Origin of the sequence: Microbispora oryzae (assembly GCF_017896165.1) — a bacterium.
Taxonomy (GTDB): domain Bacteria; phylum Actinomycetota; class Actinomycetes; order Streptosporangiales; family Streptosporangiaceae; genus Microbispora; species Microbispora oryzae.
On the sequence record NZ_JAFCNB010000001.1, the window covers coordinates 390,798 to 406,187 of the forward strand.

Sequence of the window (15,390 nt, forward strand, 5' to 3'; positions counted from 1 at the left end):
GAGGAACCCGCCTCCGCGGCGGGGCGACGCGATGTTCACGCAGTCCCCGCCGTACTCACGACGGAATGCCGGGCTCCCTGACCGTGGTAACCCCCACGTGCCAGCCGAACCTCCCAGAGCACCCTGGGCTGGGCCGTGATTCGGCAAAAGAGACAACGCCTCAACGGCCGGGGCGACGGCCGCCCGGGATCCGCACGCGTTATCCCGGCGGCATGACACAGAACTCGTGGCCGTCGGGATCGGCCATGACCACCCAGTCGACCTCGCCCTGACCGATGTCGGCGCGCGTCGCTCCAAGGGAGACGAGACGCTCGACCTCCGCCTGCAGATTCCCGTCCGCGGGTGGCGCGAGGTCGAAGTGCAGCCGGTCCTTCCCGGTCTTCGGCATCAGTGGCGGGCCACCCCAGGTGATCTTCGGGCCGCCGTGCGGCGAGCGGATCGCGGTCTCCTGGTCCTGATCCCAGACCAGCGGCCAGCCGAGCGCCTCGCTCCAGAAGTATCCGGCCTCCTGCGAACCGTCACTCGCGAGCGCCCCGATGAATCCGCAGTCGGCGAGGAACCGGTTGCCCGGCTCGATGACGCAGAACTCGTTGCCTTCGGGGTCCGCGAGCACCACATGGCCCTCCTCCGGACGTTGACCGACGTCGATGTGCCTCGCGCCGAGCCCGAGAGACCTCGCCACCGTGGCCCGCTGATCCTCCAGGGATGTGCTCGTCAGGTCGAAGTGCGTCGGGTTCTGGCCGATCTTCGGCTCCCGGCTGGGAAGGAAGCGGATCCGGAAGCCGGTGTCGTCGGCCGGCAGGAGCGCGATGCCGTCCCGGGGGTCGCCGGCCGTCTCCCAGCCCAGGACGCCGGCCCAGAAGCGCGCGAGACGGAGCGGGTCGTGCGCGTCGAAGCAGAGCGCGATCAGGTGACACGTCATTGCGTTCCGGACCTCCGATCCGCTCATGCGGAGTCGCGGGAAGGGCACGCCGCCGCGCCCGTGGAGAACATAACGCCGGGCGATCGGCGCCCGCCACGCAATAAAGCCGCGCGCGGTGAAGCGGCGTCCGGGCGCGGGATCTGCCTGCCGGCGTCCGGGACCACTGGTCCTCCGGTCAGGAGCGCGCCACGCCGTCGCCGGCGGCGAGGCCATCGACGTGGAAGGGCTGCCGAGGCCGCCGTACGTGCCGGGTCTGGAGGTGGCGGGCACCGTCCGGGCGCTGGGCGGCGGCGTGACGGACCTGCGGGTCGGAGAGCCGGTGGTGACCCTCTCCGGCACCGGAGCCGAGGGCGGCTACGCCTCGATCGCCGTCGCGGACGCGGCGTTGACGGCCAGTCTGGACGGCATCGACATGGATCCGGCGCTCGCGGTGGCGGCCGTGCCCAACGCCGCCACGGCGTATCTCGCCCTGACCGAGGTCGCGCATCTCAAGCCGGGCGAACGGGTGCTGGTGCACGGCGCCCTGGGTGGACTGGTCTCGGCGTTCCCCGGGGTTCCCGCACCCTCGGCGCCGCCCTGATGGTGGGCACCGCGCGGCGCGCCTCGCTGGCCGCCGCACGCGCCTTTTTGGAGTGCGCGAGGGGTCATCAGGGCGGGAGGCGGGCCCCGTACTGGGTACCATCCAATGAAATATCCGATTCGATCGCCAAAGGCATCCCATGTCCACTTTCTGGGATCTCAAGCACCGGCTGTGCGACGCGATCAACGCTCACGACATGCAGGGCGTGCTCGATTGCTACAGCCCGGACGCCGTGTATGTGACGCCCTCAGGCGTGGCCGAAGGGCGTGACCAGATCGCCTGGCTCTATGAGCAGATCTTCACGGCGTTCGCGGATTTTCATGCGTTCGCCTGGTTCGAACTCGCCGACTGCGATAATCCCGCGGTCACCGAATGGACCTACACCGGCACTCATACCGGGCCCTTCCTGCTGCCGGACGGCAAGGAGATAGAACCGACGGGCCGCCACATCGCCATTCGCGCCACCTGCACCAGCCACGTCGAAGGCGGAAAGATCACTACGCACCGCGAATACTTCGACCAGCTGGAGCTGTACAGCCAGCTCGGTTACGGCCTGACGAAGCTCCCCGACACGGCGGACAGGGCATGCGCGACGGACGGGGGCGTGCGGGCGTCCGCGCATCGGGTCCGTCCCCGTACCGTCCGGCGGCGGCGCCACGCCCGCATCGGGAGGAACGGCAGCGGCGAGTTCGATCTCTACTACGACAGTTGAGCTCCGCGCGGCCGGGAGACGCCTGACCCCGGTCAGTACGACTGGAGCTCGATCAGTGTGCCGGCCGGATCCCGCAGGTGGGCGGTCCGGAGGTTCGGGCCCCAGCCGGGCCGGTCCGTGGGCGGCGCGACCGGCGTGGCGCCGTGCCGCAGGCACAGCCTCATCCCTTGCTCCACGTCGCCGACCCGGCACACGAACATCACCGCGTCAGGCGCCGCCGCGTTCCCGGAGGGGAGAAGGGCCATGCCCGTCGACGCGGCCATGACCCCCCGGTCGAACAGTGCGAGGATTCCCTGATCGGCGACCTCCCAGCTCGCGTAGGGACCGGCCGCAGCGCCCCCGGCCCGCTTCGCGCCGGCGAGTTCCGGCAGTACGGCGTCGTAGAAGCGGAAGGCCGCGGCGAAGTCGTCGACCAGGAGACGGGGATGGAGAGCGTCCACGGGATTGCCTGCCTTTCAACCGGCGAAAAATAGTGGGCCGCCACCTACTATAGGTGCGGACCTACAATATCTCCCATGGGACCCACGTCACCGAACCCCGCTCCGCCCACCCTGCTCGGCCTGCACACCTATCTGCTCTCCCTGACCGGCAAGGCGGCGCGCGGCCGCCTCTCGGACCGGCTCGCCTCCCGGGGGCTGCGCCTGTGGCACATGGCCGTGCTGGCCGCGCTCGCCGACTTCGGCCCCCACACGCAGCGCGATCTGTGCGCACGCCTGTCCGTCGACCCGAGCGACATGGCGAAGATCGTCGAACAGCTGGCCGGGTTCGGCCAGATTGAGCGGACCCGCGACCCCGCCGACAGGCGGCGCGTCTCCGTCGGGCTCACGGACACCGGCCGCCGCGCCCTGACCGAGCTCGTCGGGGAGGCCCGCGCCGTCCAGGACGAGATGCTCGCCCCCCTGACGGGCGACGAACGAGCCCAGCTTCACAGCTTCCTGCTCAAGGTCTTCACCGCCGGGCCGGGCGCCGGGACAGGCGCCAGGGCGGATCAGGGCCGGGCCTGACCCCGCACCGCCCGCGAGAGCACCGCCGACCTGAGGTCGCCAAGCCACCGCTCGTGGTTGCTCCGGAGCGTGGCCTCGCGATACAGCAGCGGCAGCAGCGGGCCGGCGAGCGACTCCTCGACGACGACCCTCGTGCGCCCGTCCTCCAGCGGCTCCAGCACGTGCCGGTCCACCGCCCTGTAGAGGAGAAGCGAGCCCGACCAGGTGAGCTCGCGCTCCGGCTTCACGACGGCGAAGCGCGACCGGAGCGTGACACCGTTCATCTTCCACCGGAAGTCACGGCCCGGCAGCACCTCGCCCAGCTCCACGATCCGGATGCCCGAGGCCCACGAGGGCCAGGAGCGCAGGTCGGCCAGCACCTCCCACACCTCGGCCGGCGCCGCGTCGACCACGATCGACGACGACGTGACCAGGGGCGCCCGCCGGTCGATCCGGCCCGCCTCCGCGTAGTCCCGATGCAGAACGTCCAGGGACGGCCCCGAGTAGAACATGGCACACCTCCGAGATTGTCGCTCCCATTCAAGAGCGATGCTCTCTCATCGGTGGGCACGACGTCAAGAGCGGTGCTCTCGAAACAGCGCTTCGCTCCGGCCACCCCCCCACGCGTACGGCGAGGCAGGCGTGGGCTCCCGGTGACCGGTCGCCAGGGCGTTCAGCCCGTCTGTTCCAGCAGGCGCTCGGCCAGGCTCCGGACGGCGGTACGCAGTTCCGGAGGCGACAAGATCGTGAACGGGAAGCCGAGCCCGGCGATCATGGCGGCCATGCCGTCCAGGGACTCGGCATGCGTCCGCAGGAGGGCTCCGTCCGGTGTCTCGGTGAGTGTGGCCACCGACGGCGGGATGCGGCGGGACGCCTCGGCGAGGGGAACGTGCAGGATCACCTCGACGACGTGCGCGTACGGCACCCGGGCCAGCGACGCGGTGACCTGCCGCACCGGGTCGGACTCCTCGGGGATCTCATAGGAGGCCGCGCCCGGGACGACCGAGGAGATCCGGTCGACGCGGAAGGTGCGGATCTCACCGGACCGGTGGTCGTGGCCGGTGACGTACCAGCGGCCGGAGTGGAAGACCAGGCCGTGGCCGTCCAGTTCACGTTCGGTCTCGGCGCCCTTCCAGGAGCGGTAGCGCAGTGTGACCCTGCGGCGGTCGCGGATCGCGGCGGCCAGGGTCAGCGTGGCCCGGCTCGCGGGTGTCGGCGCCGTGCGGTCGGCGAGAGTGAAGTCCAGGGTCTCCTCCAGCGCGCCGACCTGTTCTCGCAGCGTCGCCGGCAGTACTCGCCGGATCTTGGCCAGGGCGGCCTCGGTGGCCTCGGCGGCGAGGCCCAGGCGGCGCCCGGCGAGCAGGCCGAGAACCACGGCGGTGGCCTCGTCGTCGGTGAGCATCAGCGGTGGCAGCTTGTAGCCGGGCGTCAGCTGGTAGCCGCCGTAGCGGCCGCGCTCGGCGGCGACCGGGATGCCCAGTTCGGCGAGCCTGGCGGCGTAGCGCCGGACGGTCCGCTCGTCCACACCGAGCCGCTGCGCCAGGTCGCGCCCGCCCAGCCCGCGGTGCGCCTGGAGCAGTTCGAGCATCGCCAGCATCCGGGTCGCCGGATATGACACAGGTCACCCACTTAATCCGGGCGGATTCTGTCCGATATCGGCTTTAGCGTAGCGACCTCGGCTCACTGGAAGGACGATGAGATGGCGAATTACGTGCTCGTTCCCGGCTTCTGGCTCGGCGCCTGGGCCTGGGACGAGGTGGCGCGGGAGCTGCGCGCCGCCGGACACCGGGTGCGGGCGGTCACCCTGACGGGGCTGGCGGAGAAGGCTGGGGAGCTGTCGCCGGAGGTCGGCGTGGAGACCCATGTCGCCGACATCCTCGCGGCGATGGACGGGTTGGAGGACGTCGTTCTGGTCGGGCACAGCGGGGCGAGTGTCCCGGTGACCGCGGTCGCCGACCGGAATCCCGAGCGGCTCAGCCGGGTCGTCTACGTCGACACCGCGCCGCTGCCCTCCGGTGTGGCGGTGATCGACTTCAATGACGAGGACACGCGGCAGGCGTGGCGCGCTCAGGTCGGGGACGGTTACGCGCTCGACGCGCCCTCCTTCGAGCCGGGGGAAGGGCGGTTCGCGGGACTGACCGAGGAGGATTGGGCGCGGATCCGCGCGAAGGCGACGCCACAGCCGTGGGGCGCGGTCACCCAGTCGGTTCAGCGGCCGGGGCGGATTCCTCCGACCCCGAAGACCATGGTCGCCTCGACGATGCCGGTGGCGGTGATCCGCCAGCTGATCGCTTCGGGGAACCCGGCGTTCGCCCCGCTCGGCACACCCGAATGGACCTTCGTCGAACTGCCGACCGGCCACTGGCCGATGTTCTCGCGACCGGCGGATCTCGCCGCGCTGCTCTGACGACCCCCAGGTCAGGTGGCGGCGCCGCCGATGCGGGAGCGGATGCCGCTGAGGCGGCGCAGGAGGTCCCACCAGAACGGGGCGCCGAACAGCAGGGCGACGAAGGTGACGAGGAAGCCGGGCCAGTGGCCGGGCGACGCGATCCGGTGCCACCAGTCGCCCCCGCGCCACCTCCAGGAGGGCGGGCCGTCCCCCTCCATGCTCAGGCTCACCGGCGCGTAGGTGAAGATCCGCACGAAGGCGGGCGTGCTCAGCACGTCGGTGACGCAGGCGTAGGTGTCCTGCCCGGGCGCGCACGCGCCGGTCAGCGGCGTCAGCGCCGCCGCCCCCGACTGGGCGAACGCCGTGACCTCGCTCCGGTAGGCGTTGTCCCGCAGCAGGGCCTTGCCGTACTCCAGGGCGTCCATGCTGAACATGAGGGTCACCACGAGGCCGAGAACGGCCACGACCCAGCGGACGTAACGGCGATAGAGCAGGGTGAGCCGTTCCATCTCCCCGTCGAACCAGTCCTCGACGCCCTTGCGGACGGCCTCCAGGTCCTGGCCGGCGTGATCGAGGGCGGCCTTCAGCGGCCGGTAGAAGGGACTCTTCAGGGTGTCGAGCTCCGCGAGCAGCCTCTCGGGGCCGCCGCGTTCGGTGGCGATCTCCATTACCGCCATCGCGAAGCGGACCGGGGGGATCTGGGCGATGCTCGTCCTGCCCCGCCTCACGTGGTCGATCTCCTGTAACCGCTCGTACAGCAACTCGGCCATCGACTTCCCATGCCCGGCGGGCGCCACCTCCGGCGGCTCCGTCGCCGTGGACGTCGCCGTGGACGTCGCCGTGGACGTCGCCGCGGCCATCTCCTCCGCGGCGACGGTGCCCGGGGCGGGGGCGAGCGGCGCGCTCCGCGCCGGCGGGGGCTCCTCGCCGTAGGCGGGCCGGGGATCCCGGCCGAACGGCAGCTTCGCGAACACGCCGAGGAGCGTCGCAGGAAGCCGGGACCGGCCCTCGCGGGACGTGGGCAGCAGCTCCATCAGGGGCCCGCGCAGCCGGCGCCCGAAGCCGCGCAGCGCGCTCAGCATCCGGTCGAGCGTGTGGCGCCGGGCGACCGGGCCGTCCGCCGTCTCCGCGCCGTCGAGGGTGTCGCGCAGGTAGGCCCACAGGAACTTGCTGCGGATGCCGAGCAGCCGCACGATGCCCTCGTTGACCCCGCTGACGAGGAGCGACAGCAGCAGGAAGGCCAGGACGAGACCCACCGCGAGGTCCACGTAGTAAGAGATCAAGGCGATCACCCGTCGTAGAAGACCCGTTCGGCCACCGCCCTGGCCCGGCGCGTGACCCGCCGGTAGTCGTCGACGAAGTCCTCCGAGCCGTCCGGCGGATATCCGAGCGCGCGGGCGAGCATCGTCCGTTCCTTGACCACGCCGGGGATGCTGTCGGCGGCCCGCGCCCGGACCAGCATGATGGCGTCCCTGATCCGCGACGCGAACAGCCACGCCTCGGACAGCACCGCCTCGTCCGCCGGGTCGAGCAGCCCCTCCCCCGCCGCGGCCCGCAGCGCCTCGACCGTGCGCGTGGTCCGCAGGGCGGGTACGGCTCCCGCGTGCCTGAGCTGGAGGAGCTGGGCCACCCACTCGACGTCGGTGAGGCCGCCCCTGCCGAGCTTGGTGTGCAGGGTGGGATCGGCGCCGCGGGGCAGCCGCTCGGCCTCCATGCGGGCCTTGAGCCTGCGGATCTCCAGCACCGCGTCGCGGGAGATGCCGTCCGGGGGATACCGCAGCGGGTCGACCGTCTCGACGAAGGCCCGGCCGAGCTCCCTGTCCCCGGCGCAGAAGCGGGCGCGCAGCAGGGCCTGCGCCTCCCAGTGCGACGACCAGCGGCCGTAGTAGGCCTTGTAGGAGGCGATCGTGCGCACCAGCGGGCCCTGCCGTCCCTCGGGCCGGAGCCCGGCGTCGATCTTCAGCGGCGGGTCGGGGGCGGGCAGCGCGAGCAGCCGCCTGGTCTCCTCCGCCACGGCGTGCGCCGCGTCGGTGGCCTCTCGCTCGGCGACGCCGGGCAGCGGCGCGTGCACGAACATGACGTCGGCGTCGCTCGCGTAGGAGCTCTCCAGCCCGCCCAGCCGGCCCATCGCGATCACGGCGATCCTGGTCGGGAACGTCCCCGTCCGGCGCTCCACCGCGATCTTGTTGATGGCCGCGTCGAGGGCCGCCTGGATCGTCACGTCGTTCAGCGCCGACAGCGCCTGGCCGACCTCCTCGATGTCGATCAGGCCGGACAGGTCGGCGCAGGCCGTGCGGAACAGCTCCCTGCGGCGCAGCGCGCGCACCGCCGCCACGGCCTTCTCCGTGTCCTCGCCGTGGCGGGCGACAGCGGCGGCGGCCTCCGCCGCCAGCGTCGCGGCCGGTCGTACGGCGAGCTCGGCCGGTGAGCCCAGCATCCCGACAGCGTCCGGGGCGTGCAGCAGTAAACCGGTGACGTAGCGGCTGGTGCCGAGCAGGCGGGCCAGCCGCTCGGCGACGGCGGTCTCGTCGCGCAGCAGCCGCAGATACCAGGGGGTGCCGCCGAGCTTGTCGCTGACCTGGCGGAAGCCGAGCAGGCCGGCGTCCGGGTCGGGCGCGTCGGCGAACCAGGCCAGCATGACCGGCAGCAGGGTGCGCTGAATGGCCGCGCGCCGGGAGACTCCGCTGGTCAGGGCGGCGATGTGGCGGAGCGCGCCCTCGGGGTCGGCGTACCCGAGCGCCTCAAGCCGGGCGGTCGCCGCGGCCGCGGACAGCCGCGTCTCCGACTCCGGCAGCCGGGCGACGGCCTGCAGCAGCGGACGGTAGAAGAGCTTCTCGTGCAGCCGCCGCACCTCCAGGGCGTGCCGCTTCCACGTCGTGGTGAACTCGCCCACCGGGTCGGTGGTCATGCCGAGGCCGCGGCCGATCCGGCGCAGCTCGGCGGTGTCCGCGGGGACGACGTGGGTGCGGCGGAGCCGGTGCAGCTGGAGCATGTGCTCGACCTGGCGCAGGAACGTGTACGCCTCGGCCAGCGCCTTGGCGTCGTCGCGCCCGACGTATCCGCCCCTCGACAGGGCCGCCAGCGCCGACAGCGTCGCGCGGCGCCGCAGCAGCGGGTCGCCGCGGCCGTGCACGAGCTGGAGGAGCTGGACGGCGAACTCGATGTCCCGCAGACCGCCGGGGCCCAGCTTGATCTGCCGGTCCGCCTCGCCGGCCGCCACGTGGGCCTCGACCCGCCGGCGCATCGCCTGGACGTCCTCGACGAAGTTGGGCCGGGCCGCCGCCTGCCAGACCAGCTCGTTCGCCGCGCCGACGTACGCCTCGGCGAGCTCGGCGTCGCCCGCGACCGGCCGCGCTTTCAGCAGCGCCTGGAACTCCCAGGTCTTGGCCCAGCGGCGGTAGTAGGCGAGGTGGCTCTCCAGGGTGCGGACGAGTGGGCCCATCTTGCCCTCGGGCCGCAGGTTGGCGTCCACCTCCCACAGCGAGCCCTCCGGCGTGCTGGTGGAGCACGCGCGCATCATGCCCTGCGCGAGGCGGGTGCCCGTGCGCAGCGCCTTGGTCTCGTCGACCCCGTCTCTCGGCTCCGCCACGAAGATCACGTCGACGTCGGAGATGTAGTTGAGCTCCCGGGCGCCGCACTTGCCCATGCCGATGACGGCGAGCCGGACGTCGCCCGCGTCGGCGACCTCGGCCCGCGCGATCGCCAGGGCGGCGTCGAGGGCGGCCGAGGCGAGGTCGGCGAGCGCCGCCGCGGTCTCGGCGAGTGTGGCCCGCCCGGTCACGTCGCGCCCCGCGAGCTGCAGCAGGCGGGTCCGGTAGGCGATCCTCAGCGCCTCCATCGCGGGCCCGGCGACGGCGGGTTCCGCGGTCTCCAGGGTCGCGCCGCCCGCCACGGGTTCCGCCGCCGCGGGATCGGCGCCGACCGCGAGCAGCAGGTCGTCCCGCAGCTCCCGTTCAGCGGGCCGGTCCGCGGCGGCCAGCACGGCGATGCACTCGGGGTGCCTGACCACGTGATCGCCCAGCGCGGCGCTCAGTCCGAGAACGCCGAGCAGCCTGCGACGCAGCCCCGGCTCGGCGCGGAACGCCCCGAGTACACTCGGATCCCGCTCGACGAGGCGGGCCAGCGACATGAGCGCCAGATCGGGGTCGGCGGCGCCGACCAGGTCGTCGAGCAGCGCGAAGTCGCCGACCGCCTCAGGCCCGAGCTCGTCGAGCAGGCGTTCGGCGCGTGCGCCGTCGGCGAACCCCAGGGCCGCCAGGCGCCCGGCTGTCGTCTGAATGCGCGGCGCGGCGTTCACCGTTCCTTCCTCCAGCCCGACGTCGATCACGTCGGCCCCCCGAGACAGGCCTTCCCAGTAAAGGTACACATGGGGCGGAAGCCTCCTCGCAGAGATCGGCCCCCCGCGGGGACCGCTCCTCACTGACGCCACTGACGGGCGCCGCCGCTGTCGCCTGGTGTGCTCCCCGGCCGTCCGCATGGGGTCGGACGTGCCGGTGGAGCACATCGCACACGGTAGCCCGTGACCTCGTCGCAGTCCTTAGCGGTTTCTCTGCGTAATCGTTACATCACGCGGATTGCCCGCGCACCTTGCGCGGCGCGCACACGTTGCCCGTCGTTCACGCCGCCGTCATCGGCCGTACGGCTCAGCGGTCACCGGTCACCGGGCGGGAGGCGACGACGGCGGCGAAGGCCTCGGCCAGCGGCCGCCAGGCCGCCGCCATCTCCGCCTCCGCCTCCTTCACCCCGGCGTTCAGCTCCTCGATCAGCTCCGGGCCGAGATCGCTCGTGCCGGTCCAGGAGACGAAGATCTCCGCCGTCGCCTCGGGGTGGAACTGGACGGCCCAGGCGGCGGCGCCGAGCCGGTACGCCTGGTTGGGGTAGCGCGGGCTGCCGGCCAGCCGCATGGCGCCGTCCGGCAGCCTGGTCATCGCGTCGTAGTGGTACTGCACGGCGGGCAGCGGGCCGGGCGGCAGCGCGGAGAAGAGGGGGTCGTCCGCGGCCGCCGGGAGCGGCCTGATCTCCCCGGCGCCGATCTCGGGGCCCGCCGTCCCCGGCTCTACCGCGCCGCCGCAGGCCAGGGTCATGAGCTGGGCTCCCAGGCAGATCCCCAGAGTCGGAACGCCCTCCTCGACGGCCCCGGCCATGAGGTCCCTGGTCGCGGGCAGCCAGCCGTAGCCCTCGTCGTCCCAGGCCGACGCGGCGCCTCCGAGGACGACCAGTCCGTCCCCCGCCCGCCCCGGGACCGGCTCCCCGAGGTACGGCCGGACGACCCGGCACGCGATCCCCGCGGCCGCCAGCCATCCCTCGAAGAATCCGAGGCCCGCCTCGGCCTCGTGCTCGATCACCACGACAGTGCGCATGGGCCGAGCTTAGGGAGACGACATGAGAGAGAGGCAGGTGGGTTATCCCGTAAAGTCCGCAATCATGAGGATTGACGAGGTCGCCGTTCCCGGCGGGCGGATGCGCATCGCGCGGTTCGGCGAGGGCTCCCGCCTGATCATCGCGACGCACGGCACGACCGCCTCCCTGATGGCGTGGGGCGCCGTCGCCGCCGCGCTGCCGCCCGGATGGTCGCTGGTCGCCGCCGACCTGCGCGGGCGCGGGCACAGCGCCGGTCTCCCCGGCCCGTACGGCGTGGACCGGCACGCGGACGACCTCGAACTGGTGGCCGAGCACGTCGGCGCCGACTCCACGAGCGTGCTGACCGGCCATTCGCTGGGCGCCTACGTGGCCGTGATGCACGCCGCCCGGCGGGACTACGCCCGCGTGGTGCTGGCCGACGGTGGCCTGCCGCTGCCGGTCGCGCCCGGCCTCGACTCCGACGAGGCGCTGGAGCGCACGCTCGGCCCGGCGGTGCAGCGGCTGCGTCGGACCTTCCCCGGCGTGGCGGCCTACGTCGGCTTCTTCCGGGCCCATCCCGCCCTCGCGGATCACTGGACGCCCGCTGTCGAGGAGTACGTCCGCTACGACGCCGCGGGACCGGCTGACGCGATCCGCTCCCGTGCCGTCGAGGAGGCCGTACGGCAGGACCACCGCTGGCTGCTGACCCGGGGAGCGGACGTCGCCGCCGCGCTGGAGGCGATCCGCTCGCCCCTGATCCTGCTCCGGGCCCCGCGGGGGCTGCTCGACCAGCCGATCGGGTTCCTGCCCGACGACCTCGCCGCGCGGTGGCGGGACCGCCTGCCCGCGCTGCGGGACGAGGTCGTCGGCGACTGCAACCACTACACGATCCTGTTCGACCCCCGATGCGCGGCCCTCGTGGCGGCCCGCCTCACCGGCGAGGCCGCCAGGGGCGACGAGGACTCCGGGGACGACGGAGGCGCGGCTACGGACGCGGGGTGATCCAGGTGGCCCGGGCGGCCGCGACCAGGGTGCCGTCGAGCTCGTAGACGGCGCTCACGCCGAACAGCTTGCGGCCCTCGCGGCCCACCGCGCGGCCGACGACGGAGTAGGACCCCATCGGGTAGACGCGCCGGAAGATCTGCCCCGTCAGCCGGCCGAGCAGGGCCGACTCGACCGGGTGGGGGGACGCGCAGCCGGGGTGATGCGCCCAGCCCGTGACGCAGTCGAGGGCGGCCCAGACGATGGAGTCGGGCACCACCCCCTGGTCGTCCGTCACCCCGTACGGCACCCGCCAGCCGGCCGCCACGAGGTCGGTGCCCTCGACGGGGCCGGGGAAGATCCGCAGACCGTCGCCGGGCTCACGCACCCCGCAGGCGAAGCAGCCGGCGATCGCCTCGCTGTGACGGCCGGGGAAGCCGGCCTCCGCGCGGGCGGCGTCGGTGAACGGCACGAACGGCGGCGGCTCCAGCGTCTCCGCCACGGGGATGGCCTCCACCAGGTGCCGCTCGTCGCGGCGCAGCACGACCGTGTTGCCGACATGGTCGACGGCCAGCTCGGTCTCCAATGGGACCGGCGCGTGCAGGGTGACCTCGATGGGGGTGTCGTGCGCGCCCCCCGCGAGGGCCCCCGCCAGGGTGCCCGCTATCCATCCGCCGTTGGCGATTCCCTCCGGACCCCGGAAACGCCTGGGCACGGTCAAAACGGTCTGCAACCCCGCAGCCGTCCTCATAGAGATACGCCCCTCCCCATGTCACATGCCGAAAAGCTCGTCAGTAAACGACCTAACACGCAGGCCGATTTTACTGTTCCTGGCAGGACATCAGAAAAACATGCGGGAGTGTCAGGATCATTAGCGGACTGTAACGCCGCCATGACGCCATCCGCCCGTCCGGGCGGGCCCGCACGCACGGCGCGCGGCAGACCCGGCCGATGAGGCGGCGGCCCGGCCGGTGACGTCCACCGGCCGGGGAAGGCGCGCTACCGGTGGTTCACAGGACCGGCAGGTAGCGGCCGAGCTCGAACTCGGTGACCTGACGGCGGTACTCCTGCCACTCGGTCCGCTTGTTGCGCAGGAAGTAGTCGAAGACGTGCTCGCCGAGCGTCTCGGCGACCAGCTCGCTGTGCTCCATCGCCGCGATGGCCTCGTCGAGCGACTGCGGCAGCGGCTGGATGCCGAGCGCGCGCCGCTCGGCCGACGTCAGCGCCCACACGTCGTCCTCGGCGCCCGCCGGCATCTCGTACCCCTGCTCGATGCCCTTGAGGCCGGCGGCCAGGATGACCGCGAAGGCGAGGTAGGGATTGCACGAGGAGTCGAGCGAGCGGAACTCGATCCGGGTCGAGCCGCCCTTGTGCGGCTTGTACATGGGCACCCGGACCAGCGCGGACCGGTTGTTGTGGCCCCAGCAGACGTACGCGGGCGCCTCACCGCCGGCCCCGGCGATCGCCTCCGCGCCGCCCCACAGCCGCTTGTAGGAGTTCACCCACTGGTTGCAGACGGCGGTGATCTCGGGGGCGTGCCGCAGCAGCCCGCCGATGAACGACCGGCCGATCTTGGAGAGCTGGTAGTCGGCGCCGGGCTCGTAGAAGGCGTTCCTGTCGCCCTCGAACAGCGACATGTGGGTGTGCATGCCGGAGCCGGGGTAGTCGGTGAACGGCTTGGGCATGAACGAGGCCCACACGCCCTGCTCCAGCGCGACCTCCTTCATGACCAGGCGGAACGTCATGATGTTGTCGGCCGTGGTGAGCGCGTCGGCGTAGCGCAGGTCGATCTCCTGCTGGCCGGGGGCGCCCTCGTGGTGGCTGAACTCCACCGAGATGCCCATCGACTCCAGCATCATGATCGCGTTGCGCCGGAAGTCGTGCCCGGCACTGTGCGGTGTGTGGTCGAAGTAGCCGCCCTCGTCTATGGGCAGGGGCCGCTCGCCCTTCTCCGGCCGCTGCCGCAGCAGGAAGAACTCGACCTCGGGATGCGTGTAGAAGGTGAAGCCCATGTCGGCCGCCTTCGCGAGGGTGCGCTTCAGCACCCACCGGGGGTCGGCGTGCGACGGGGAGCCGTCCGGCATCAGGATGTCGCAGAACATGCGGGCGGCGCCCGGCGACTCACTGCGCCACGGCAGTATCTGGAAGGTGGCCGGGTCGGGCTTGGCCAGCATGTCGGACTCGTACACGCGGGAGAAGCCCTCGATGGACGAGCCGTCGAAACCGATCCCCTCGGCGAAGGCGCCCTCCAGCTCCGCGGGCGCGATCGCCACGGACTTGAGGAAGCCGAGCACGTCGGTGAACCACAGCCGGATGAACCGGATGTCTCGCTCTTCGAGCGTACGGAGGACGAACTCCTGCTGGCGGTCCAAGGCGTACCTCTCGGGAATACAGGTCTGGGCACTTACCAGTGTGCCCTTCGTGTGTTTCACAGGGGTTACGAGGGGGTGTGAGGTCGCCTCCACCTGGCGTGAGACACCTCACTGCCCCGGCGCGACCCGGGCCCGCGCGCGGTCGGGCCCGAGGGCGAGCGCGTCGCCCATCGCGGTCCGCCGGTAGAGGACCTCCCGGCCGAGCCGCTGCCGTGTCACCAGGCCCCCATCGTGCAGCACCGTGAGGTGCTGGCTGACCGCGCCGGGCGTCAGATCCAGCCGCCGGGCGAGGCCGGTGGTCGAGCCCGGCTCGTCCAGGGCCGTCAGGATCTGCGCGCGGGTACGGCCCAGCAGCGCCGACAGCGCCCTCGGCGTGCAGGGCGACCCCTGCGACCACAGCGCGCCGACGCCGCGGGCCGGGTAGCCGATCATCGGCTGGTACGGCTCGTACATCACCAGGACGTCCGGCCAGGTGAACGCGCTCGGCACGAGCACCAGGCCCTCCCCTCCGATGTCGCCGGCGTACGAGTGCCGCTTCGCCGTCACGAGCCGGTCGCCGTGCCAGCCGATCGAGGGGTGGAGGTCGGCGAACAGCTCACGCACCCCGCCGGCCGCCAGCCGCCGGGAGCGCCACATCACATCGGCCTCCAGCAGCGCCCGGACGCGCGGCCACGACTCCTCGAACGCGACGGTCCAGTACTCCCCCAGCCGGTCGGTCACCCGGCGGACGCCCTCGGCGGGGTCGTCCCTGAACCGCGCGAGCGCCGCGGGGTCCGCTCCGGGCACCCAGGCCACCTCGTCGGCCGCGATCAGCGGGTCGGTCCGCCGCACCCGCTCCAGCTCGGCGCCGAAGTCGGGCAGCGGCGTGTCCGGCGGCGGCGTCAGGAAGTCGGGCATGTAGCCGGCGACCGGCACGAGGGCGAACAGCTCGGTCAGGTCGAGCCCGCGAAGGCGCGGTCGCACGGTCCGGATCCAGGGCAGGTGCAGCGAGTGACGGGCCGGGGACCGCAGCACCCGGAGACTGGTGACCAGCTCCCACAACGGGGAGAACGCGAACCGCAGCCGCGCCACGTCGTCCGGCGTGAACCGCCACTCCACCGCCACGGAACCC

The 15,390-nt window shown here is 72.5% G+C and carries 15 protein-coding genes; 5 read left to right on the forward strand and 10 right to left on the reverse strand.

Translation table 11 applies throughout. From position 1 onward, the window contains the following. Nucleotides 1-199: 199 nt before the first annotated feature. On the reverse strand, nucleotides 200-922 hold the full coding sequence (locus JOL79_RS01785; protein WP_210153819.1) for a VOC family protein: 723 nt from the start codon (nucleotides 920-922) through the stop codon (nucleotides 200-202). A gap of 217 nt (nucleotides 923-1,139) precedes the next feature. Here JOL79_RS01785 and JOL79_RS01790 point away from each other — a divergent pair, with 217 nt between their 5' ends. After that, nucleotides 1,140-1,502, forward strand: coding sequence for an alcohol dehydrogenase catalytic domain-containing protein (locus tag JOL79_RS01790; RefSeq protein ID WP_210153820.1), 363 nt, complete (start codon nucleotides 1,140-1,142; stop codon nucleotides 1,500-1,502). A gap of 139 nt (nucleotides 1,503-1,641) precedes the next feature. Next, nucleotides 1,642-2,214, forward strand: a complete 573-nt coding sequence (locus JOL79_RS01795) for an ester cyclase (protein WP_210153821.1) — start codon at nucleotides 1,642-1,644, stop codon at nucleotides 2,212-2,214. Between the two features lie 32 nt (nucleotides 2,215-2,246). On the opposite strand, the gene JOL79_RS01800 is transcribed toward JOL79_RS01795, so the two are convergent. Next, a complete protein-coding gene (locus JOL79_RS01800) occupies nucleotides 2,247-2,654 on the reverse strand; it encodes a VOC family protein (RefSeq protein ID WP_210153822.1) in 408 nt (135 codons plus the stop codon). A 75-nt stretch (nucleotides 2,655-2,729) separates the two neighbouring features. On the opposite strand from JOL79_RS01800, the gene JOL79_RS01805 reads away from it, so the two are divergent. Beyond that, nucleotides 2,730-3,218 (forward strand): MarR family winged helix-turn-helix transcriptional regulator, encoded by a 489-nt coding sequence (locus JOL79_RS01805; RefSeq protein ID WP_210153823.1) that lies wholly within the window; start codon nucleotides 2,730-2,732, stop codon nucleotides 3,216-3,218. On the opposite strand, the gene JOL79_RS01810 is transcribed toward JOL79_RS01805, so the two are convergent. Together JOL79_RS01810 and JOL79_RS01815 are read right to left on the reverse strand one after the other, a co-directional pair. Further along, nucleotides 3,203-3,709, reverse strand: a complete 507-nt coding sequence (locus tag JOL79_RS01810) for an SRPBCC domain-containing protein (RefSeq protein WP_210153824.1) — start codon at nucleotides 3,707-3,709, stop codon at nucleotides 3,203-3,205. The genes JOL79_RS01805 and JOL79_RS01810 overlap by 16 nt on opposite strands. A 161-nt stretch (nucleotides 3,710-3,870) precedes the next feature. Then, nucleotides 3,871-4,815, reverse strand: coding sequence for a helix-turn-helix transcriptional regulator (locus JOL79_RS01815; RefSeq protein WP_307848241.1), 945 nt, complete (start codon nucleotides 4,813-4,815; stop codon nucleotides 3,871-3,873). A gap of 81 nt (nucleotides 4,816-4,896) precedes the next feature. Between JOL79_RS01815 and JOL79_RS01820 the strand changes: the two genes are divergently transcribed. Continuing rightward, on the forward strand, nucleotides 4,897-5,604 hold the full coding sequence (locus JOL79_RS01820) for an alpha/beta fold hydrolase (RefSeq protein ID WP_210153825.1): 708 nt from the start codon (nucleotides 4,897-4,899) through the stop codon (nucleotides 5,602-5,604). A gap of 11 nt (nucleotides 5,605-5,615) precedes the next feature. Here JOL79_RS01820 and JOL79_RS01825 read toward each other — a convergent pair whose 3' ends face one another. From JOL79_RS01825 to JOL79_RS01835, 3 genes are all read right to left on the reverse strand, one after another. Continuing rightward, nucleotides 5,616-6,878, reverse strand: coding sequence for a hypothetical protein (locus JOL79_RS01825; protein ID WP_210154207.1), 1,263 nt, complete (start codon nucleotides 6,876-6,878; stop codon nucleotides 5,616-5,618). Beyond that, nucleotides 6,875-9,883: a bifunctional [glutamine synthetase] adenylyltransferase/[glutamine synthetase]-adenylyl-L-tyrosine phosphorylase gene (locus JOL79_RS01830; RefSeq protein ID WP_307848288.1), complete on the reverse strand. Its 3,009-nt coding sequence runs from the start codon at nucleotides 9,881-9,883 to the stop codon at nucleotides 6,875-6,877. The genes JOL79_RS01825 and JOL79_RS01830 overlap by 4 nt, the downstream gene beginning before the upstream one ends. 346 nt (nucleotides 9,884-10,229) lie before the next feature. Further along, the gene (locus JOL79_RS01835) at nucleotides 10,230-10,946 is read right to left on the reverse strand and encodes a type 1 glutamine amidotransferase (RefSeq protein ID WP_210153826.1); all 717 of its coding nucleotides are present in this window, start codon (nucleotides 10,944-10,946) and stop codon (nucleotides 10,230-10,232) included. Between the two features lie 64 nt (nucleotides 10,947-11,010). On the opposite strand from JOL79_RS01835, the gene JOL79_RS01840 reads away from it, so the two are divergent. Further along, nucleotides 11,011-11,928 (forward strand): alpha/beta hydrolase, encoded by a 918-nt coding sequence (locus tag JOL79_RS01840; protein ID WP_210153827.1) that lies wholly within the window; start codon nucleotides 11,011-11,013, stop codon nucleotides 11,926-11,928. Here JOL79_RS01840 and JOL79_RS01845 read toward each other — a convergent pair. From JOL79_RS01845 to JOL79_RS01855, 3 genes are all read right to left on the reverse strand, one after another. Continuing rightward, nucleotides 11,912-12,622, reverse strand: coding sequence for a hypothetical protein (locus JOL79_RS01845; protein WP_307848243.1), 711 nt, complete (start codon nucleotides 12,620-12,622; stop codon nucleotides 11,912-11,914). The two genes, JOL79_RS01840 and JOL79_RS01845, sit on opposite strands and share 17 nt — an antisense overlap. Before the next feature lie 295 nt (nucleotides 12,623-12,917). After that, nucleotides 12,918-14,279, reverse strand: coding sequence for a type I glutamate--ammonia ligase (gene glnA, locus JOL79_RS01850; protein ID WP_210153829.1), 1,362 nt, complete (start codon nucleotides 14,277-14,279; stop codon nucleotides 12,918-12,920). 108 nt (nucleotides 14,280-14,387) lie between these two features. Then, nucleotides 14,388-15,383, reverse strand: a complete 996-nt coding sequence (locus tag JOL79_RS01855) for an ArsR/SmtB family transcription factor (protein WP_210153830.1) — start codon at nucleotides 15,381-15,383, stop codon at nucleotides 14,388-14,390. Nucleotides 15,384-15,390 lie beyond the last annotated feature (7 nt).

Excerpts from the sequence above, each read along its gene's own strand:
- JOL79_RS01820 (WP_210153825.1), top strand. The coding sequence starts at position 4,897 with ATGGCGAATTACGTGCTCGTTCCCGGCTTCTGGCTCGGCGCCTGGGCC.
- JOL79_RS01840 (WP_210153827.1), top strand. The coding sequence starts at position 11,011 with ATGAGGATTGACGAGGTCGCCGTTCCCGGCGGGCGGATGCGCATCGCG.
- JOL79_RS01805 (WP_210153823.1), top strand. The coding sequence starts at position 2,730 with ATGGGACCCACGTCACCGAACCCCGCTCCGCCCACCCTGCTCGGCCTG.
- JOL79_RS01795 (WP_210153821.1), top strand. The coding sequence starts at position 1,642 with ATGTCCACTTTCTGGGATCTCAAGCACCGGCTGTGCGACGCGATCAAC.
- JOL79_RS01835 (WP_210153826.1), bottom strand. The coding sequence starts at position 10,946 with ATGCGCACTGTCGTGGTGATCGAGCACGAGGCCGAGGCGGGCCTCGGA.
- JOL79_RS01785 (WP_210153819.1), bottom strand. The coding sequence starts at position 922 with ATGACGTGTCACCTGATCGCGCTCTGCTTCGACGCGCACGACCCGCTC.
- JOL79_RS01810 (WP_210153824.1), bottom strand. The coding sequence starts at position 3,709 with ATGTTCTACTCGGGGCCGTCCCTGGACGTTCTGCATCGGGACTACGCG.